The following is a 17714-nucleotide window of genomic DNA, read 5'->3' as shown; positions in this document are numbered from 1 at the left end:
CCCTTATCCTGCCTGGACGGCCCATGTGGGGCAGTCGCCAAACAGGGCATAGATGTTGTTGCGCTTGATCTCCAACTGGTTGAGGATGAACTTACGCACGAAGTCGTTTTTAGGCTGGTGAACAATTTCCTCCGGCTTGGCGTATTGGGAGATGGTGCCCTGCTCGATGATCAGTACCCGATCAGAGAGGGTCAGGGCCTCCTCCGGGTCGTGGGTGACGATGATGGTGGTCAGGTGATACTCCCGGGCGATGGTCTTGATCCGGTCCTTGATGGACTCCTTGATCACTCCATCCAGAGCGGACAGCGGCTCATCAAGCAGCAGGATCCGAGGTTTCATCACCATAGTCCGGGCCAGAGCCACCCGCTGCTTCTGCCCGCCGGAGAGCTGGTCAATGCGCTTGCTCAAATGCTCCCGCAGGCCCAGCAGGTCGATGAGCTCCTCCACCTCTTCTTTGGTAGAGATCCCCGGCTTGTTGCGCAGACCGTAAGTGATGTTCTGGAGGACGTTCAGATTGGGAAACAGAGCATAGTCCTGAAAGACAATGTTGAAGCCCCGCTTCTCCATGGGGGTACGGGTCAGGTTCTGCCCGTCGTAACAAATCCGGCCGCTGTCAGCATCCACAATGCCAAGGATCAAATTCAGCAGTGTAGTCTTGCCGCAGCCGGATGGCCCCAGAATGGAGACAATCTCTCCGTCTGCCACCTGCAGGGAGATATCCTTCAGCACCGGCACACCGTCAAAGGATTTCTGGATGTGTTCCAGTTCCAGCATAAAATATTGCTCCTCTCTCGGAAAAGTATTCTGTTGTTCCGTGCCGCCGTATCCTTCCGGCGGCGGCATCATACTACCAGTTTTATTGCGGAACAAACAAGCACTTCAAATTTAAGTTTTTGTAATAAAAAAGTAAAAAACGCTCAAAAAAACCTCCCTTCTGTGTAAGGAACTTACACGGAAGGGAGAACGATTTGTTATTCGTCTCCGTATCCCCGGTCGGCAATCACCGCACCGCTTTTGTCAAGACTGCGGGAAAATCGCTCATAGTCGCTTTGGATGATCCCCATGTACAGAAGATCTACCACCGCCAGATCCGGGATACGCGAAAAGATGGCGCTGCCGTAGATGGACAGGGCACGCCCTCCGGTGCTCAGGCACACGTCAGCATATTTCCCCAGCAGGGGCTCTTTGGGACTGGTGATGGCAATGGTGCCTGCCCCGGCCTTTCGTGCCTGCTTAAGCGCCTTAACAGTATCAATGGAGCACCCGGAATGGGACACTGCAACCGCCACATCTGCTACTCCCAGATGGGCGGCAGAGATCTGCTGGAGATAGGTGTCGGTGTGCATCCGGCAGTTGAGGCCCAGGTAGGTGAGTTTTGTGAGCAGATCGCTGGCGGGTGTGACGGAGTTTTCCACCCCATAGATGTCAATGGTCCGGGCTGTAGCCAGCATCCGAACTGCTCGGCTCAGGGCATCGGCGGAGAGGAATTTCAGCGCGTCCTCCAACAGTCTCCCCGCAATACGCGTCTCCTTGAGGGGAAGGTCCTCCAGGCGGTCCCAGGGCTTGAGGTCAAAGTCACCCAGGTGGTCAAAGTAGGGGCTCTTTGGAGATTTTCCACTCCGGTCCCGCAGCAGGCAGTATTTGAAGCTCCGGTAGCCGTCAAAGCCAAGCGCCTGCACAAACCGGACCACCGTTGGCTGGCTTACCTGTACTTGATCTGCCAGTTCTGCGATGGTGCACCGGGTGCACTTCTCCGGATCAGCCAGCACCTGGTCTGCCACCCGCTGCTCCGAGGGGCGCAGGGTAGCATAAGCGCTTTTCACTCGGTCTAAAACCTGTATGTCATGTTGCATTTTCCTGCTCCTCGCTTTGTAATAAATTTACATGGTCCAAGTTTTTTAAGTGCGTGTTATTACAAAATATTAGTGGTCCATTTGTAATAAATACTGAATTTTTTTGATGCGGATCACAGCTGATTACCGTGGTCGGCTACTCTGTCAATGATGCGGGCAAGGCGTGCACCTTTTGCAACCGCACCCAATAAAAGGTACACGCTCCCCCGCAGTAATGATGGACAGCAGACCGGAGGAAAGATTGGGCGGCAGATAGATGTACTGTTTGAACCATTTCCTTCCCAGCGCCCTAATCTTTGTATTGTGTTCTGAGGCTCGGCCCAATCTGGGCCGAGCCTCAGAGGGCATTTTCGACAGAATACAGCGGGAGCACACCGCCAGACTTCCAGGAAATTCTGGTTTTGCCAGGCAAGTTTCAACAGCGTGACCATCAGTTGAAACCTGGCTGTGGTGAGGCTGCTGAAATGCAGCATCATGGCGATGGCCTTTCCATCCCCCGCAGGCTTTTCGCGCACAAGCTCAGCTTGTTTTTCTCCTTAATGCTTCTTTTATGACCGGGCCAGAAACATATCGTATATCAGCAAAGCTTTTTCAGCTACCGCACTGCGGTAAATTCTTTGTAAAATATATCGAAATATTTAAAGGAAGGCTCTCTTCCTGATATCCATTTGCAATGATGCAGTAAGAACTGTAGCAAAAGGACATTGCGCCTGCCTCAAGGAAGGCAGATACCCGCTGGATGCTCCCTGTGTTCTTTGTGGAACGAATCAGCGGCCTGCGGAAAGGCGAACTGGCCGCCCTGCTCTGGAGCAATCTGGAGGTGGAGCGCAAAGCACTGTTGGTATCCAAGTGGGTCGTCCAGGGCGGAGGGATCAAGGTGACTCGGCCCAAGACAGCGACCTATGCCCGAAAAATCTCCATCCCCCAAGAAGCGGTGAATTTGCTGGTGCAGGAGCAGGCGGCGGAGAAGATGGGCAGTTTTATGACGCATGTCATGTGAGCACAGAAAAAGCACCGGAGAAAAGGAAAATCCCTTTTCTCCAGTGCTTTCCGCTTCTTTCAGCTTGTGGGCCAAGGCCCTGATGTATCCCGCAAAAGGGCGCAAAAACACCCCGCAAACGAGTATGTTTGCGGGGTGTTTTGGAGCTGGAAACGTGACTTGAACACGCGACCTGCTGATTACGAATCAGCTGCTCTACCGACTGAGCTATTCCAGCGTATCAGAAACGTCTGGGCCCTGTCTGGGATGACTGGCTCTGGAGGGCGGGCAGACGGCGCACACGGAATAAAACATAATTTTGCTGCGCTGAGATATGTGCTTAAATATTATACGCAGAAAACCGGAGTGCGTCAAGAGGAAAACGCTGATTTGTCTAAACTGTCTGATTTCGAAAATAGCAGCCGCAGTTTTTTCTCGCCGCACCGCGCCCCGTTCCCCGGGATTTTAACAGAAAACAAATATTCAAACGGCAAAAAATGTAGTATGATAGGGGGCGGAAGAAGCGAGACAATTGCAAGGAAACAGGGAAAGAGGTAACAGTTATGCCTGAATTGAGAAAGACAAAGATCATATGCACACTGGGGCCCTCTGTGGACGATGAGGAGACCCTGCGCCAGCTGATTCTGGCTGGCATGAACGCGGCAAGATTCAACTTTTCCCATGGCACGCACGAGTCCCAGCTGGCCACGCTGCAAAAGCTGAAGCGGGTGCGGGATGAGCTGGGGCGCCCGGTGGCCACGATTCTGGACACGAAGGGCCCGGAGATCCGCATCAAGGCCTTCCGGGACGGCCCGGTGAGCCTGGAACGGGGCGCCCCCTTCATCCTGACCACGGAAGAGGTAGAGGGCGATGCCGGACGGGTGTCAGTGACCTATCAGAACCTGGCAAACGAAGTGGAGCCCGGCTGCCACATCCTGGTGGACGACGGACTGGTGGATCTGCTGGTCAAAGAGGTGAGAGGGCCGGAGATCCACTGTGAGGTGGAGAACGGGGGCGTTCTCTCCAACAACAAAAGCATCAACATCCCCAACGTACATATTCATCTGCCGGCGCTGACGGAAAAGGACCGGGAGGACCTCCGGTTCGCGGTGGAGCAGGACTTTGACTATGTGGCGGCCTCCTTTGTCCGCAAGGCGGAGGATGTGGAGGATATCCGGGAGGAACTGTGCCGGCACGGTGGACAGGGGATCAGGATTATCTCCAAGATCGAGAACCTGGAGGGTGTGGACAACCTGAACGAGATCATCGAGGCCTCAGACGGGCTGATGGTGGCCCGGGGAGACCTGGGGGTGGAGGTGCCTGCCTGCCAGGTGCCTGTGCTCCAGAAAGAGATGATCGCCAAGTGTATTCACCAGGGGAAGCCGGTTATCACGGCCACCCAGATGCTGGACTCCATGATGAGAAACCCCAGACCCACTCGGGCGGAGGTCTCCGACGTGGCAAATGCTGTATTCGATGGGACCTCCTGCGTCATGCTCTCTGGGGAGACCGCGTCGGGCAAATATCCCCTGGAGGCTGTGCGCACCATGGCGGACACTGTGCTGGCGGCGGAGCAGGCCATCAACTACTGGGGCAGGTTCCAGAAGATGGGGTTCTCCAAGCGGGCGGAACGCCCCATCAGCGATGCCATCAGCCACAGCTGCTGCACTACGGCACTGGATCTGGAGGCGAAGGCCATCCTAGTGGCCACGCAGTCGGGAAACTCTGCCCGGGTGATCTCCCGCTTCCGCCCAGGCTGCACCATCGCCGCATTCACCACTACGGAGCGGGTGCGCCGCCAGCTGGCCATTACCTGGGGTGTCCACCCATTCCTGTTCGGGTCAGTGGACTCCACAGACCGCCTGCTTTCCCTGTGTGTGGAGTGTGCCAGAAAGGAAGAGGTGGTGTCCGCAGAGGATACAGTGGTGATCACTGCCGGTGTGCCCATCGGGCAGAGCGGGACCACCAACCTGATCAAGGCCCAAGTGGTAGGAGAGAAGATCTGAGGGATGGGCCCCCTTTTTATAGGACCACCATAACAAAGCGGCACGCCATCTGGGACGGCGTGCCGCTTTGCTGTAGAAAACAGCTTTCAAAGGAGGGAGAGCTCCGCAGCAATGGCGAGGGCGGTCTCGTCTACCAGTTCGAAGTTGACATAGGGGTGATAGAGGGCCTCCAGGTCGTCGTGCATGGCCTTGGCCTGGGAGAGGGAATCCACAGCCTCATCCATCAGGGCGCTGGTGATCTTTTGGGAGAAGCGCAGCCGGGGCCTGCTGCGGCGGAGCAGATCGGCGGAGACGGCGTTGTCCAGAAGGAGGCGACGATAGGCCTTGCCGGGGTAGGGGTGCGCCGGGGAGGAGGAAAGAAAGGCCAGGGAGAGCTGGGGGATGAGCAGGTGTTCCAGCCGGTCCGGCGCCATGGGAGAGGGGCAGGCCACCACATCATAGCCTGCCTTCAGGGCACCCGAGAGCAGATGGGCCAGCATTCGGTGGGCCAAGCCATACCGGTCGGAGAGCTCATAGATCCGCTGGCACTGGCACTCCACTGTCCCCCAGAGGCACATCTGCCCGCGGTGGGTGACGGCGCCGAGAAAACGCTGTTTCACCGTGCCGGCGGGCGCCCCCTTCCGGGGCTTCAGCTCCCGATCCAGGATGCCCCGGGCGCGTTTGGACAGCTTTTCCTCCAGCGCGTCGGAGTCCAAGGTGGAGCGGACGTCGTACATCAGCTCGGCAGCCGCATCCAGACAGCGGTATGCCCGCTGGTAGTGCCCCTTGTAGCCTCGCATACAGGAAATAATGGCGGTGCGGAGTCCCTCCATCCCGTTGTGGTCATAGCACTTCCCCAGATTGATGTACTGCTCCACCACCCCTGGATATTTCGGCTCCACCACATGGGGGGCGGTGCCGTCCACCAGAGCGGCCTTTTTGCCTGGGAGGAGGATGGCATCCAGGGAATCTGGGTCACCGGAGCAGAGGATGTACTCCACGGGCTCGCCTGCCTCCTGGGCCAGGGCAGCCACGCGGCGCATCATGGTGGATTTCCCACAGCCGGGGCCGCCCTTCAGGATGTAGATGGCGGAGGCCTGCTCCGGCGGAAGAAGCTGGTCGTAGAGAGAATAGAATCCTGTGGGGGAGTTTGCCCCCAGAAAATACTGTATCGAATTGACAGGTGACATGGCCGACCCTCCGTTTTTGGGCGCCGGAGGGAAAATTTCCCCCGTGCCTCTGATTTTCTATCTCAGACTATGCGGCGGAGGGGGGAGAGGTGCGGCGGGACTTGGGTGACCAAAGAGAAAAAGAAACATGGGTGGAAAACTGTTGGAAATTTGTATTGACAGAGGTGGAAGAGTTGCGATAAAATGACATAAAAAATGAAAGAAAACTTGCAAAAGTTGAGGGAAGAAGAGAAGATGCCAGCGGAAAAACCGGGAAAACGGGACTGGCAGAGAGAAGAGGGAGACAATGCGTACATTTGAAACGAAGATCCAGGAATTGAAGACCGCGGTGCTTACAGAGGTGGCCCGCCTGACCTGGGAGGACAGGCTCCAGACCGGGACTGCTATTCTGGACATCCCGGAGAAGATCATCCCCGGGCCCACGGCCACGTTGCGCTGCTGTATTTATAAGGAGCGGGCCATCATTAACAGCCGGGTCAAGCTGGCTATGGGAGGGGACAAGAGCAACCCCTGCCTGGTGGAGGTGCTGCCTATCGCCTGTGACGAGTGTCCGGTGACCGAGATCACCGTGGGGCCCTCCTGCCGGGGATGCCTGGCCACGCGGTGCGTCCATGCCTGCCCCAAGGATGCCATCACTATTGTGAATCACCGGGCCTGTATCGACCATGAAAAGTGCATCTCCTGCGGCCGATGTGTATCCGCCTGTCAGTACAGCGCCATTCTCAAGACCCAGAGGCCCTGTGAGAAGGGCTGCCCGGCCAAGGCCATCTCCATGGGCCCGGACCGGAAAGCATCCATTGACGTGAGCCAGTGCATCGCCTGCGGGAACTGTGTGTATCAGTGCCCATTCGGCGCGATTCAGGACAAGTCTTTCATCACCGATGCCATCCACATGATCATGGGTGCTGAGCACTGGGGCTACAAGACCTATGCCGTGCTGGCCCCCTCCATCGTGGGGCAGTTCGCCCCCGCCTCCTACGGCCAGGTGGTGGCCGGATTGAAGAAGCTGGGCTTCAACGGAGTGGCCGAGGTGGCTCTGGGGGCTGATATGGTGGCAGATCGGGAGTCGGAAGAGCTGGTGGAGAAGGGGATGCTGTGCTCCTCCTGCTGTCCCGGCTTTGTGGGGTACATCAAGAAAAAGCACCCGGAGATGGAGAATCTGATCTCCCGCACCCCGTCCCCTATGGTGATGATCGGTCTGCACATCAAGGAGAAGGACCCGGATGCCAAGGTGATCTTCATCGGCCCCTGCGTGGCGAAAAAGAAGGAGTTCCAGCTGGGCCGCACCATGAACGCCATTGACTGCGCCCTGACCTACGAGGAGCTGTTCGCCATGTTCGAGTCCCGCGGCATCGACCTGGAATCCCTGGAGGAGGCCCCGCTGGACGAGGCAAGCCCCTTCGGCCGGAACTTCGCCCGCAGCGGCGGTGTGGCCCAGGCGGTGGCGGAGGCCCTGAAGGAGAAGGGGCTGGATAAGGAGTTTCAGCTGAAGGCAGTGCCGTGCAGCGGCATCGAAGCCTGCGAGGTGGCCCTGCTGAAGGCGAAACGGGGCGTGCTGGACGGCAACTTTATCGAAGGCATGGCCTGTGACGGCGGCTGTGTCCAGGGGGCCGGCTGTCTGGTGCGTAGCCCCCGCAACCGGATGGATGTGGAGGGCCACGCTAAGCAGGCCAGCGGCCGCAGCATCACCGACGCGGTGGCCGGCCGGGAGCTGGTCCCCCAGGACAGCCTGGGGGAGAAGGTCGTCCCTGTGCCCAAGCCTCAGCCCAAGGCGGAGGCGGCGGCCAAAACAGAGGGCACGGCCCGGAAGGCCTGAGCCTCAGACAGAAAGCCGGACGCCGGACCTGGATACAGGTCCGGCGTCCGGCTCTTGTTTCAGGGCGGAGAGAGGGCAGGAGCAGACACAGAAACGCGGCGCGGCCTTTTGGCCGCGCCGCGTTCTGGCTGCGCCCGGGGTCACAGCCCCTCGGCATCCACCAGGATGTTGTCAGTGCCATGCTCCTCGAACTCGGTGATGTAGGCGTCGATCCGGCTGGTGAGCTCGGCAAAGTTGCTCTCGTCGATGGGGACATCATCCATGTCCCGGCGGGCCAGATCCTCGGCCAGAATATCGAAGAATACGTTGTTCTCATACTCCATGATGGCCTCGTGGATGCCGCCCTCTGCAAAGGCGCGGGAGGGGACGATCTCCCCCTCGTACACCTCGGCCAGGGCGGGCATACCGCTGACCAGGGCCTTGCCGAAGACAAGGCTTTCTACCTCGTCGTAATCCGCGAAGCGCTGGTCTCCCCGTGTGGAGTTGAGGATCCAGTTGCCGATATAGACCAGGTCCAGCAGGCGCCGAAACTGCTTGTTGGTAAATTCCAGAGTCATCCACAGGACCTCCTTTTGTTGGGAGCTCGGGCGGGGAGATCCCCCTCTCTATATTATAGTATATGTGCCATATTTGTCAATCGCCGAGGGAGCTTTCCGACAGTGCGCCGGGAGGGAGGACCGTGGAGGGATACCACACACCGCCCCGATTGGGAAAGAAAGCTTCTGCGCAGGCAGGCGAGGATAGGACGTGCCGCTGCTTGAAAGAATAGACAGGAAAGAGGCGAGATATCCTGAGGAGAGAAAAATTTTCTCTGCTTTTTTAAAAATATTCTGGGCTGCCCCTTGCAATCCAGAACTTTGTATGGTATAGTGAAACAGTAATTATGGTAGTATTGGTTAGAGTGGGGCTGCGGCTCCGCTCTTTTTGATTGAGAAAATGGGGGCACATTCAGCCCCGGACAGGAGGAAGTCCATGGCGAAAGTGACCGATCTGGTGGCCCAACTGGCGCAGCCGCTGGCAGAGGCAGCGGGCTGCTCCCTTTGGGATGTGGAGTATGTCAAGGAAGCGGGCACGTGGTATCTCCGGATCTACATCGACAAGGAGACAGGTGTGTCCATCGACGACTGCGAGGCGGTGTCCCGCCCCCTGTCCGACGCACTGGATGAGGCGGACCCCATCGAGGGAAGCTATACCCTGGAGGTGTCCTCCGCCGGGGCCGACCGGGTGCTGAAGAAGCCGGAGCACTTCCAGCGCTTCTGTGGAGAAGAGGTGGAGGTGCGCCTCTACCGGCCCAAAGACGGGAAAAAGGACTTTGTGGGGTGTTTGACAGGCTGGGCGGATGGGGATATCACCCTGGAGCTGAACGGGATGCCCATCACGTTTGAGAAAAAAGAGGTCGCCCAGACGCGGCTGTACCCCCGCTTTTGATACGTTTAGGAGGAATTACCGTGGCTAAGAGAGTAACGAAAAAGGTCAACAGCACCGAGCTGGACAGCAAGGAGTTTTTTGCCGCCATCGCCCAGATCGAGGAGGAGAAGGGCATCAAAAAGGGCTATATGATGGAAAAGATCACCCAGGCCCTGATCTCCGCCTACCGCCGGGACCACGAGGGGGTGGGTGACAACCTGACCGTGGAGGCCAACGAGGAGACCGGAGTGGTCCGCATGTTCCTGAAAAAAGAGGTGGTGGAGGAGGTGGACAATCCGGGCACTGAGATCAGTCTGGAGGAGGCCCGCCTGTCCCTGCCCCGAGTGGAGCTGGGGGACACCATCCGCATTGAGGTCAAGCCAAAGAACTTCGGCCGCATCGCCGCCCAGACTGCCCGCCAGGTCATCATTCAGGGAATCCGGGAGGCGGAGCAGGGGATGATCTATGACGAGTTCACCTCCAAGGAGCACGAGATCCTCACTGGCATCATCACCCGGATTGATCCCCGCAGCGGTGCAGTGGCCCTGCGCATCGGCAGCGGCTCCGAGAGCACGGAGGCCTACCTCAGCGTCAACGAGCAGGTGCGGGGCGAGACCTATCAGGAGGGCAGCCGCCTGAGGGTCTATGTGGTGGAGGTGCGCCGGGCCACCAAGGGTCCTCAGGTGCTCATCTCCCGCACCCACCCCGGGCTGGTCAAGCGCCTGTTTGAGCTGGAGGTGCCTGAGATCTATGACGGGACGGTGGAGGTCAAGTCCATCGCCCGGGAGGCGGGCTCCCGCACCAAGCTGGCCGTCTGGTCCGCTGACCCCAATGTGGACCCCATCGGTGCCTGTGTCGGCCCCAGGGGACAGCGGGTGAACACCATCGTGGAAGAGCTGAAGGGCGAAAAGATGGACATCATCAAGTACTCTGACGACCCCGCCGAGTACATCGCCGCCGCCCTCTCTCCTGCCGACGTCATCAGCGTGGAGCCCCTGCCTGACGGCAAGAGCTGCCGGGTGGTGGTTCCGGATGATCAGCTCTCCCTGGCCATCGGTAAGGAGGGCCAGAACGCCCGCCTGGCAGCCAAGCTGACGGGCTACAAGATCGATATCAAGCCGGCCTCGGCCCCCCTGGAGCCCATCGAGGCTCCCGAGGAGGAACTGTTCGTCGAGGAGGCCGAGGCGCCTGCGGAGGACTCTGCCGGGACCGGGGAGACCGCTCCCGCAGAGGAAGACTAACCGTACAGGAACCGGGACCGGGGAGCTGGGGATCATCCCCCTCCCCATCATTCCTTACGCCTAATTCCTAATTCGTCGAAGGGTGGTGCGGACCGTGCCCAAGAAGCTCCCTATGCGCCAATGTGTCGGCTGCCGGGAAATGAGACCGAAAAAAGAACTGATCCGGGTGGTCAAGTCCCCGGAAGGGGCCATCTCCCTGGATTTCCGGGGAAAGCTGCCCGGCCGCGGGGCGTATCTGTGCCCGGACAGCGTGTGTCTGGCCCGGGCAAGAAAGTCCAAGGCCCTGGAGCGGGCTTTCGCCCAGGCGATCCCTCCAGAGGTCTATGAGCGCCTGGAGGAGCAGATGAAGGAGGTGCCCGGCGATGCCCCATGACCCCATCCTCCATCTCCTGGGTTTGGCCAAAAAGGCCGGACGGCTGGAGATCGGAGAGGAACCGGTGGGCGCGGCCGCCCGGGCCCACCAGGCCCGCGTGCTCCTGCTGGCGGCGGACGCCGCCCCCAATACGGTGCGGCGGGCCGCCCACTTCGGAGAGGCCGGGGGCGCCCTGTGGCTCCAAATGCCCTTCACCAAGGCGGAGCTGGGGGAGCAGCTGGGACGCAGCTCCTGCGCCATGCTGGCGGTGACCGACTTCGGGTTCGCCGCCGCCCTGGCGGAGAAGCTGGCCGCTCGGGACGAGGAGCGGTACGGCCCCGCAGCTCAGCAGCTGAGGGCTAAGGCGGACCGCGCCCTGATGCGCCAGAGAGAAAAACGCCAGCACGAGAAAAATATGAGACAGGGAAAGCACAAGCCCTGGGCGGCCCCGCCCTCTCGCCCCAGCAAGAGGGAAGAGGCCCCGCCGACAACGTCCAGGCGGGAGCGGGGCAAAGGCGGCTCAGGCAGACGGCCGGGCAGGCCGGAGACCGGGACGGGGAGAGCGCCCCGAACATTCCCCGGGAAACCGGGGCCGGGCGGGCGGAAGCTGACTGCGAAGCCCAGATCCGGCGGCAGGAACCCTGCCGGGAAACCCTAAGAAACGAGGTGGCCCTATATGATGAACAAATACCGTGTCCACGAGGTGGCCAAGGACTTCAAGCTGAATTCCAAGGACATCGCGGAGATCATGACCAAATACAGCCAGACCCCCAAGAACCACATGCAGGTCCTGGAGGAGCGGGAGCTGGCCGTTATTTTCGACTATCTGACCCAGCACAACCAGGTGGAGAACATAGAGTCCATTTTTGCGGACGTCTACCATGAGCCCAAGCCGGCCCAGGCGAAGCCAGCCCAGCCGCAGCAGAGCGCCGCCAAGCCGGCTGCCAAGGGGGAGAGCAGGCCACAGAGCGCTGCGCCCCAGGCCGACAAGAGCGGGGAGCAGCCCCGCGCTCAGGGAGGCAAGCCGGAGCAGGCCCAGGCCCGCCCCGCCACCCGCGTGCCGGAGAAGAAGGTGGTGGACACCCGCAAGGGCGGAGCCGTCAACCTGGAGAAGTACGACGAGCGGCTGGAGTCCTTCACTGACCAGCGTCAGCAGGACCGGGGCGGCAAGCAGAAGTTCCAGGGACGCAATGCCCAGCGCCAGCGCGGCCGCCAGCAGGGGCCGGGCAACAAGCGCAAGCAGGAGGAGCAGGAGCGCCTGCGCCGTCTCCAGCTGGAGATCGCCAAGAAGGCACCGGTGAAGGTGCTGATCCCCGATGAGATCGGAGTGGGTGAGCTGGCCAGCCGGATGAAGAAGACCGGCGCGGAAGTGGTCAAGTGCCTCATCAAGAACGGGGTCATGGCCTCCCTCAGCGACATCATCGACTTCGACACCGCCGCCATCATCGCCGAGGAGATGGGCTGCAAGGTGGAGAAGGAGGTGGTGGTCACCATCGAGGAGAAGCTGATCGACACCACGGAGGACAAGGAGGAGGATCTGCAGCCCCGCGCCCCCGTGGTGGTGGTCATGGGCCACGTGGACCACGGCAAGACCTCCCTGCTGGACTATATCCGCCACGCCAACGTGGTCTCCGGAGAGGCGGGCGGCATCACCCAGCACATCGGCGCCTATCAGGTGGATGTGAAGGGCAGCCCGGTCACCTTCCTGGACACTCCCGGCCATGAGGCATTCACCGCCATGCGCGCCCGGGGCGCCATGATCACCGACGTGGCCATCCTGGTGGTGGCCGCTGATGACGGCATCATGCCCCAGACCGTGGAGTCCATCAACCACGCCAAGGCCGCTGAGATCCCCATCATCGTAGCCATCAACAAGATGGATAAGCCCACCGCCAATCCCGACCGGATCATGCAGCAGCTCACCGAGTATGAGCTGGTGCCCGAGGAGTGGGGCGGCGAGACCATTATCTGCCCCATCTCCGCCAAGACGGGCATGGGCATTGACAACCTGCTGGACATGGTGGTCCTTACCGCCGAGATGCGGGAGCTGAAGGCCAACCCCAACCGTTCCGCCCACGGTGCCGTCATCGAGGCCAGGCTGGACAAGGGCCGCGGCCCCGTGGCCACCCTGCTGGTCCAGAACGGCACCCTGCATCAGGGCGATGTCATCATCGCGGGCACCGCCGTGGGCCGTGTCCGCGCCATGACCAACGCCCAGGGCCAGAAGGTGGAGTCCGCCGGCCCCTCCGTTCCTGTGGAGATCATTGGCATGAGTGAGGTGCCCGGTGCGGGCGATGACTTCCACGCCGTGGCTGACGAGCGCATGGCCCGGGAGCTGGTGGAGCAGCGCAAGCACGAGAACAAGATGGCCTCCGGCAGCGCAGTGGGCAAGGTCACCCTGGAGGATCTGTTCAGCCAGATCCAGGCCGGTGAGATGAAGAACCTGAACATCATCGTCAAGGCAGACGTTCAGGGCTCCGCTGAGGCAGTGAAGGCATCCCTGGAGAAGCTGTCCAACGAGGAGGTCCGGGTCCGGGTCATCCACTGCGCCGTGGGCGCCATCAGCGAGAGCGACGTGATGCTGGCCTCTACCTCCGGTGCCATCATTGTGGGCTTCAACGTCCGCCCTGACGCCAACGCCAAGGAGACCGCCGCCCGGTCCAATGTGGATATGCGGATGTACCGGGTCATCTACGACGCCATCAACGAGGTGGAGGCGGCTATGAAGGGTATGCTGGCCCCCAAATTCCGAGAGGTGGACCTGGGCCGGGCCGAGGTGCGCAATGTGTTCCGCATCACCGGAGTGGGCATGGTGGCCGGCTGCTATGTGCTGGATGGCAAGATGCAGCGCAACGCCCAGATGCGCCTCCTCCGGGACAACATTGTCATTTACGACGGGGCCATCGCCTCCCTCCAGCGCTTCAAGGACAGCGTGAAAGAGGTGGCCGCGGGCTACGAGTGCGGCATCACCTTCGAGAAGTTCCAGGATATCAAGGAGGGCGATATTGTAGAGGCCTTCCTGATGGAGCAGATCGAGGTCTGACCTTCCGCTGTCTCTAGGCAGACCCGCAGTTCCGAGATGAGCCGCAGGAGATACGGACCCTGCGGGGACGAGGCGTGCTCCACCAGCGGCAGCCGGAGTAAAAGGAACAACCGAAAACAGGCCCGTTCCATCCCCAATTCATTTGAGGAGGGGACGGGTCTGTCTGCGTGAAAGGAGCTGTGCTGTGAGCTATGTGATGCTGGTGGCGGCCGATCACCCCCTGCCACTGTACGACTCCGGGATACGCCGGAGCTCTGCTTCCACAGCGGGCGGAGCGTGCGTTCAGGTGGAGACTCCCGGATTTTCCATCCAGCCGCATCAGTATTACCGGGACGCGGTGGAGGCACTGGGGCTGGAGATGAAGCTCTGGCAGTACGAGCTGAATGTCGAGGCCGCAGAAGCGGAGGCGGAGCAGCTGAGGGCCTACCTGAAGCGCAGCTGCCGCCCTGGCGAGACAATAGAGCTGTGGAATTTGTGGGTGGGAGACGACCGGGAGGAGAAGATCGCCCGGTTCCAGGGGAGGCTGGGCGATCTGGACCAGGAAGCCCTGGAGCAGCTGTGCGACCCTCCCACACAAAACGGCTGCCCCGGCCAGTGCCGGATGGCGGTCACCATTTGATTTTCATCTGCGGGCGGTTTTGCCCGGGAAGGAGGACCAACTATGGCAAGCAATCGCATCGGACGCATCAACGAGGAGATCCAGCGGGAGCTGTCCGCTCTGATCCCCGCGGTCAAGGACCCCCGGGTGTCTGGGATGATCTCGGTGACAGCGGTGGAGACCACCCCGGATCTGCGGTACGCCAAGGCATATATCAGCGTACTGGACAAGGAGAACGGGGAGCGGGTGCTCAAGGGACTGAGATCCGCCTCTGGCTGGCTGCGCCGGGAGCTGGGGAGCGCCCTGAAGCTGCGCTACACCCCAGAGCTGGTGTTCCAGCTGGATGACTCCATCGACAAGGGAGCCCACATTCTGGAGCTGCTGCGCAGCGTGGAGGGGCCCAAGGAGTAAACAGAGGCCCGGAGGGCAAAGGAGACCTGGATATGAATGAGCGACAGACAGCGGAGTGGCTGATGGAACGGGACGATTTTCTGATCCTCACCCACGTCCGGCCGGACGGAGATACCATCGGCTGCGCAGCGGGGCTGTGTCTGGCCCTGCGGGGGCGGGGAAAGACGGCCTGGGTGCTGGAAAACCCGGAGGCCACCAGCCTCTTCACCCCCTATCTGGAGGGGCTGACCGCCCCGGAGGGCTGGAGCCCGGACACCGTGGTATCGGTGGATATCGCCGCCCGGGGGCTGTTCCCGGAGAACGCCCGGTGTTACCTGGAGCGGGTGGACCTGGCCATCGACCACCACCCCTCCCAGGAGTTTTTTGCCCGGGAGACCTGCTTGGACGCCGGGCGGGCGGCCTGCGGGGAGCTGATCTATGATATTGCGGGCCTGCTGGGCCCGGTCACCCGGGAGATGGCGGTGCCCCTCTACGTGGCGGTGTCTACCGACACCGGCTGCTTCGTCTACGGAAACACCACGGCGGACACCCACCGGACGGCGGCCGCCCTGATGGAGACCGGCATCCCTGCGGCGGAGCTGAACAAGCGCCACTTCCGGACCAAGACCCTGAAGCGCCTCCGGATCGAGAGCCGGATCGTGGAGGGCATGGAGCTGTTTGACGGCGGGGAGACCGCCGTGGCGGCGGTGGACCTGGCGATGGTGGCCCAGCTGGGGGCCGACGAGCGGGACCTGGAGGATATCGCCTCCTTTGTGGGACAGGTGGAGGGCGTGAAGAATGCGATCACCATCCGGGAGCTGAGGCCCGGGACGTGCAAGCTGTCCCTGCGCACTGATCCGGAGGTCCTTAACGCCAGCAGGGTATGCGCCCTGCTGGGAGGCGGGGGCCACGCCGCCGCCTCCGGCGCCACGGTGGAGGGCAGCGTGGAGGAGGCCAAGCGGGCCATCCTGTGGGCGATAGAGCAGGTGCGTCATGGCTGACGGCATCATCATCATCGACAAGCCCCAAGATTGGACCAGTATGGATGTGTGCGCCAAGCTGAGAGGGATCTTCCACGAAAGGCGCATCGGCCACGCCGGGACACTGGACCCCATGGCGACAGGTGTGCTCCCCGTGTTCGTGGGCCGGGCCACCCGGGCGGTGGAGTTTGCCTCCGAGTCGGAGAAAGAGTATGTAGCCGGCCTGCGGCTGGGGGTGGAGACCAACACCCAGGACACCACCGGCACAGTGCTGGCGAAGCGGCCGGTCTCCGTCTCCCAGGCGGAGCTGGAGCAGGTACTGGGGCAGTTCCGGGGAGAGATCCTGCAGATCCCCCCCATGTACTCCGCCATCAAGGTGGGAGGAAAGAAGCTCTATGAGCTGGCCCGAAAGGGCCAGGAGGTGGAGCGGCAGCCCCGGGCCGTCACCATCCACAGCCTGACGCTGGAAGAGCAGACGGGGCCGGCGGATTACACCCTGCGGGTCCGGTGTTCCAAGGGGACCTATGTGCGCACCCTGTGTCATGATATTGGCCGGGCACTGAGGTGCGGGGGCTGCATGAGCGGCCTGCGCCGGACCATGGCGGCCGGGTTCAAGCTGGAGGACGCCCTGCCTCTGGAGCAGGTGCTCCAGGCGGAGGGACCCGCGTCCCTGCTTCTGGGGGTGGACGCCTACTTTGCTGACCGCCCTGTGCTGATCCTCAAGCCTCCGGCAGAGAAAAAGGTGCGCAACGGCATGAGCCTGTTCCTGCCGGAGACACCGGACGGGGAGTACCGGGTCTATGGGGCGGAGGGGACCTTCCTAGCCCTGAGCCGGATGGAGCGGGGAAGGCTGACCACCATCAAGAGCTTCTTCCCGGTGTGAGCGCCCGGAAGTCCGCAGAGAGAAAAAGAAGGAGACTTATCAGATTGTGAACAAGAACAGACGAGTGATCGCCCTCGGCTTTTTTGACGGAGTCCACAACGGGCACGGGGCCCTGCTTCGCCGGGTGGTGGACAAGGCCCGGGAGCTGGATGCGGTGGCGGCCGCATTCACCTTTGACCGCAGCCCCACCGCCGCCATCACGGGCCAGACAGTGCCCCTGCTCAGCTCGGTGGAGGACCGGGGATGGCTGATGCGGAGCCGCTACGGCATCCAGGAGGTGGTGGTGTCCAACTTTGATGGCATGATGCGCATGGACTGGGAGGACTTTGTGGACCGGTATCTGGCGGAAGAACTGGGCGCGGTCCATGTGGTGGCCGGCCACGACTTCCACTTCGGCTATATGGGTAAGGGCAACCCCCGGCGCCTCCAGGAGAAGTGCGCCCAGTTGGGCATCGGATGTGACATCATCCCCAAGGTGGAGCAGGACGGCATCACCATCTCTTCCACCTACATCCGCACCCTGATCGCCCAGGGGGAGATGGAGCGGGCGGTCCAGTTCCTGGGGCATCCCCATGTCCTGACTCAGAAGGTGGCCCACGGCAAAAAAATCGGCAGCAGCACCCTGGGTTTTCCCACGGTGAACCTGCATATCCCGGAGGGAGTCATCGTGCCTGCCTTCGGCGTCTATACGACCAAAGTCTGCTTCGGGGGGGAGAGCCGTATCGCCGTTACCAACGTGGGGGTGCGCCCTACAGTGCAGGACGGAGACCGCCGGGTGACGGTGGAGGGCTTCATCTTGGACTTTGACGGGGACCTGTACGGTCAGACGATGCGGATGGAGTTCTATCACCGCCTGCGGGGGGAGCGGAAGTTTCCCTCTATGGAGGAGCTGGCGGAGGAGATCCGCAGGAACGCCCGGCAGACCCGGGAATATTTTCAGGAAAAGGCGGAGTATCAATAAGGAGAGGGGAAAAGAGGCCCCGCCGCGCCACAGGCG

Annotated in this window: 17 protein-coding genes and 1 tRNA gene; 13 read left to right on the top strand and 5 right to left on the bottom strand. The window is 61.2% G+C overall.

Annotated features, from left to right (window positions below):
- Window positions 1-3 precede the first annotated feature (3 nt).
- A complete protein-coding gene (locus L9O85_RS11265) occupies window positions 4-774 on the bottom strand; it encodes an ABC transporter ATP-binding protein (protein ID WP_301578625.1) in 771 nt (256 codons plus the stop codon).
- A 197-nt stretch (window positions 775-971) separates the two neighbouring features.
- Window positions 972-1853 carry a MurR/RpiR family transcriptional regulator gene (locus L9O85_RS11260; protein ID WP_108980707.1) on the bottom strand — a complete coding sequence of 294 codons (882 nt, stop codon included), beginning with the start codon at window positions 1851-1853 and terminating at the stop codon, window positions 972-974.
- 748 nt (window positions 1854-2601) lie between these two features.
- Between L9O85_RS11260 and L9O85_RS11255 the strand changes: the two genes are divergently transcribed.
- The gene (locus tag L9O85_RS11255) at window positions 2602-2853 is read left to right on the top strand and encodes a hypothetical protein (RefSeq protein WP_276756788.1); all 252 of its coding nucleotides are present in this window, start codon (window positions 2602-2604) and stop codon (window positions 2851-2853) included.
- 141 nt (window positions 2854-2994) lie between these two features.
- Here the strand turns inward: L9O85_RS11255 and L9O85_RS11250 are convergent.
- Window positions 2995-3070: transfer RNA gene (locus L9O85_RS11250), tRNA-Thr, on the bottom strand.
- A 325-nt stretch (window positions 3071-3395) separates the two neighbouring features.
- Between L9O85_RS11250 and pyk the strand changes: the two genes are divergently transcribed.
- On the top strand, window positions 3396-4838 hold the full coding sequence (gene pyk, locus L9O85_RS11245) for a pyruvate kinase (RefSeq protein ID WP_050623679.1): 1443 nt from the start codon (window positions 3396-3398) through the stop codon (window positions 4836-4838).
- An 86-nt stretch (window positions 4839-4924) separates the two neighbouring features.
- On the opposite strand, the gene L9O85_RS11240 is transcribed toward pyk, so the two are convergent.
- Window positions 4925-6007, bottom strand: a complete 1083-nt coding sequence (locus L9O85_RS11240) for a hypothetical protein (RefSeq protein ID WP_301578623.1) — start codon at window positions 6005-6007, stop codon at window positions 4925-4927.
- 286 nt (window positions 6008-6293) lie between these two features.
- On the opposite strand from L9O85_RS11240, the gene L9O85_RS11235 reads away from it, so the two are divergent.
- A complete protein-coding gene (locus L9O85_RS11235; RefSeq protein ID WP_077138725.1) occupies window positions 6294-7823 on the top strand; it encodes a 4Fe-4S dicluster domain-containing protein in 1530 nt (509 codons plus the stop codon).
- A gap of 140 nt (window positions 7824-7963) precedes the next feature.
- Here the strand turns inward: L9O85_RS11235 and L9O85_RS11230 are convergent, their stop codons facing one another.
- Window positions 7964-8380: a hypothetical protein gene (locus tag L9O85_RS11230; RefSeq protein WP_108980717.1), complete on the bottom strand. Its 417-nt coding sequence runs from the start codon at window positions 8378-8380 to the stop codon at window positions 7964-7966.
- A 415-nt stretch (window positions 8381-8795) separates the two neighbouring features.
- On the opposite strand from L9O85_RS11230, the gene rimP reads away from it, so the two are divergent.
- The 10 genes from rimP (at window position 8796) to ribF (ending at window position 17678) form a co-directional block, all read left to right on the top strand.
- Complete coding sequence (gene rimP / locus L9O85_RS11225; RefSeq protein WP_301578621.1) at window positions 8796-9251, top strand: ribosome maturation factor RimP; 456 nt, start codon at window positions 8796-8798, stop codon at window positions 9249-9251.
- Between the two features lie 20 nt (window positions 9252-9271).
- Window positions 9272-10471, top strand: coding sequence for a transcription termination factor NusA (gene nusA / locus L9O85_RS11220; RefSeq protein ID WP_050623697.1), 1200 nt, complete (start codon window positions 9272-9274; stop codon window positions 10469-10471).
- 94 nt (window positions 10472-10565) lie between these two features.
- Complete coding sequence (gene rnpM, locus L9O85_RS11215; RefSeq protein WP_050623698.1) at window positions 10566-10844, top strand: RNase P modulator RnpM; 279 nt, start codon at window positions 10566-10568, stop codon at window positions 10842-10844.
- Window positions 10834-11481: a L7Ae/L30e/S12e/Gadd45 family ribosomal protein gene (locus L9O85_RS11210; RefSeq protein WP_050623699.1), complete on the top strand. Its 648-nt coding sequence runs from the start codon at window positions 10834-10836 to the stop codon at window positions 11479-11481. Before rnpM ends, L9O85_RS11210 begins: the two co-directional genes overlap by 11 nt.
- A gap of 18 nt (window positions 11482-11499) precedes the next feature.
- Entirely contained in the window at window positions 11500-13866 is a 2367-nt protein-coding gene (infB, locus tag L9O85_RS11205; RefSeq protein WP_277102863.1) for a translation initiation factor IF-2, read from the top strand.
- Window positions 13867-14050: 184 nt separating this feature from the next.
- Entirely contained in the window at window positions 14051-14485 is a 435-nt protein-coding gene (locus tag L9O85_RS11200; protein ID WP_277102862.1) for a hypothetical protein, read from the top strand.
- Window positions 14486-14527: 42 nt separating this feature from the next.
- The gene (rbfA, locus tag L9O85_RS11195) at window positions 14528-14875 is read left to right on the top strand and encodes a 30S ribosome-binding factor RbfA (RefSeq protein WP_050623701.1); all 348 of its coding nucleotides are present in this window, start codon (window positions 14528-14530) and stop codon (window positions 14873-14875) included.
- Between the two features lie 32 nt (window positions 14876-14907).
- Window positions 14908-15855: a DHH family phosphoesterase gene (locus tag L9O85_RS11190; RefSeq protein ID WP_050623702.1), complete on the top strand. Its 948-nt coding sequence runs from the start codon at window positions 14908-14910 to the stop codon at window positions 15853-15855.
- The gene (gene truB / locus L9O85_RS11185; RefSeq protein WP_301578619.1) at window positions 15848-16717 is read left to right on the top strand and encodes a tRNA pseudouridine(55) synthase TruB; all 870 of its coding nucleotides are present in this window, start codon (window positions 15848-15850) and stop codon (window positions 16715-16717) included. The genes L9O85_RS11190 and truB overlap by 8 nt, the downstream gene beginning before the upstream one ends.
- 46 nt (window positions 16718-16763) lie before the next feature.
- Complete coding sequence (ribF, locus tag L9O85_RS11180) at window positions 16764-17678, top strand: riboflavin biosynthesis protein RibF (RefSeq protein WP_050623704.1); 915 nt, start codon at window positions 16764-16766, stop codon at window positions 17676-17678.
- Window positions 17679-17714: the final 36 nt, after the last annotated feature.

Origin of the sequence: Lawsonibacter asaccharolyticus (genome assembly GCF_022453915.1) — a bacterium.
GTDB classification, from domain to species: domain Bacteria; phylum Bacillota; class Clostridia; order Oscillospirales; family Oscillospiraceae; genus Lawsonibacter; species Lawsonibacter asaccharolyticus.
The sequence above is the reverse complement of the archived record's forward strand: the minus strand, read 5'-3'. Positions and strand labels throughout refer to the sequence as shown.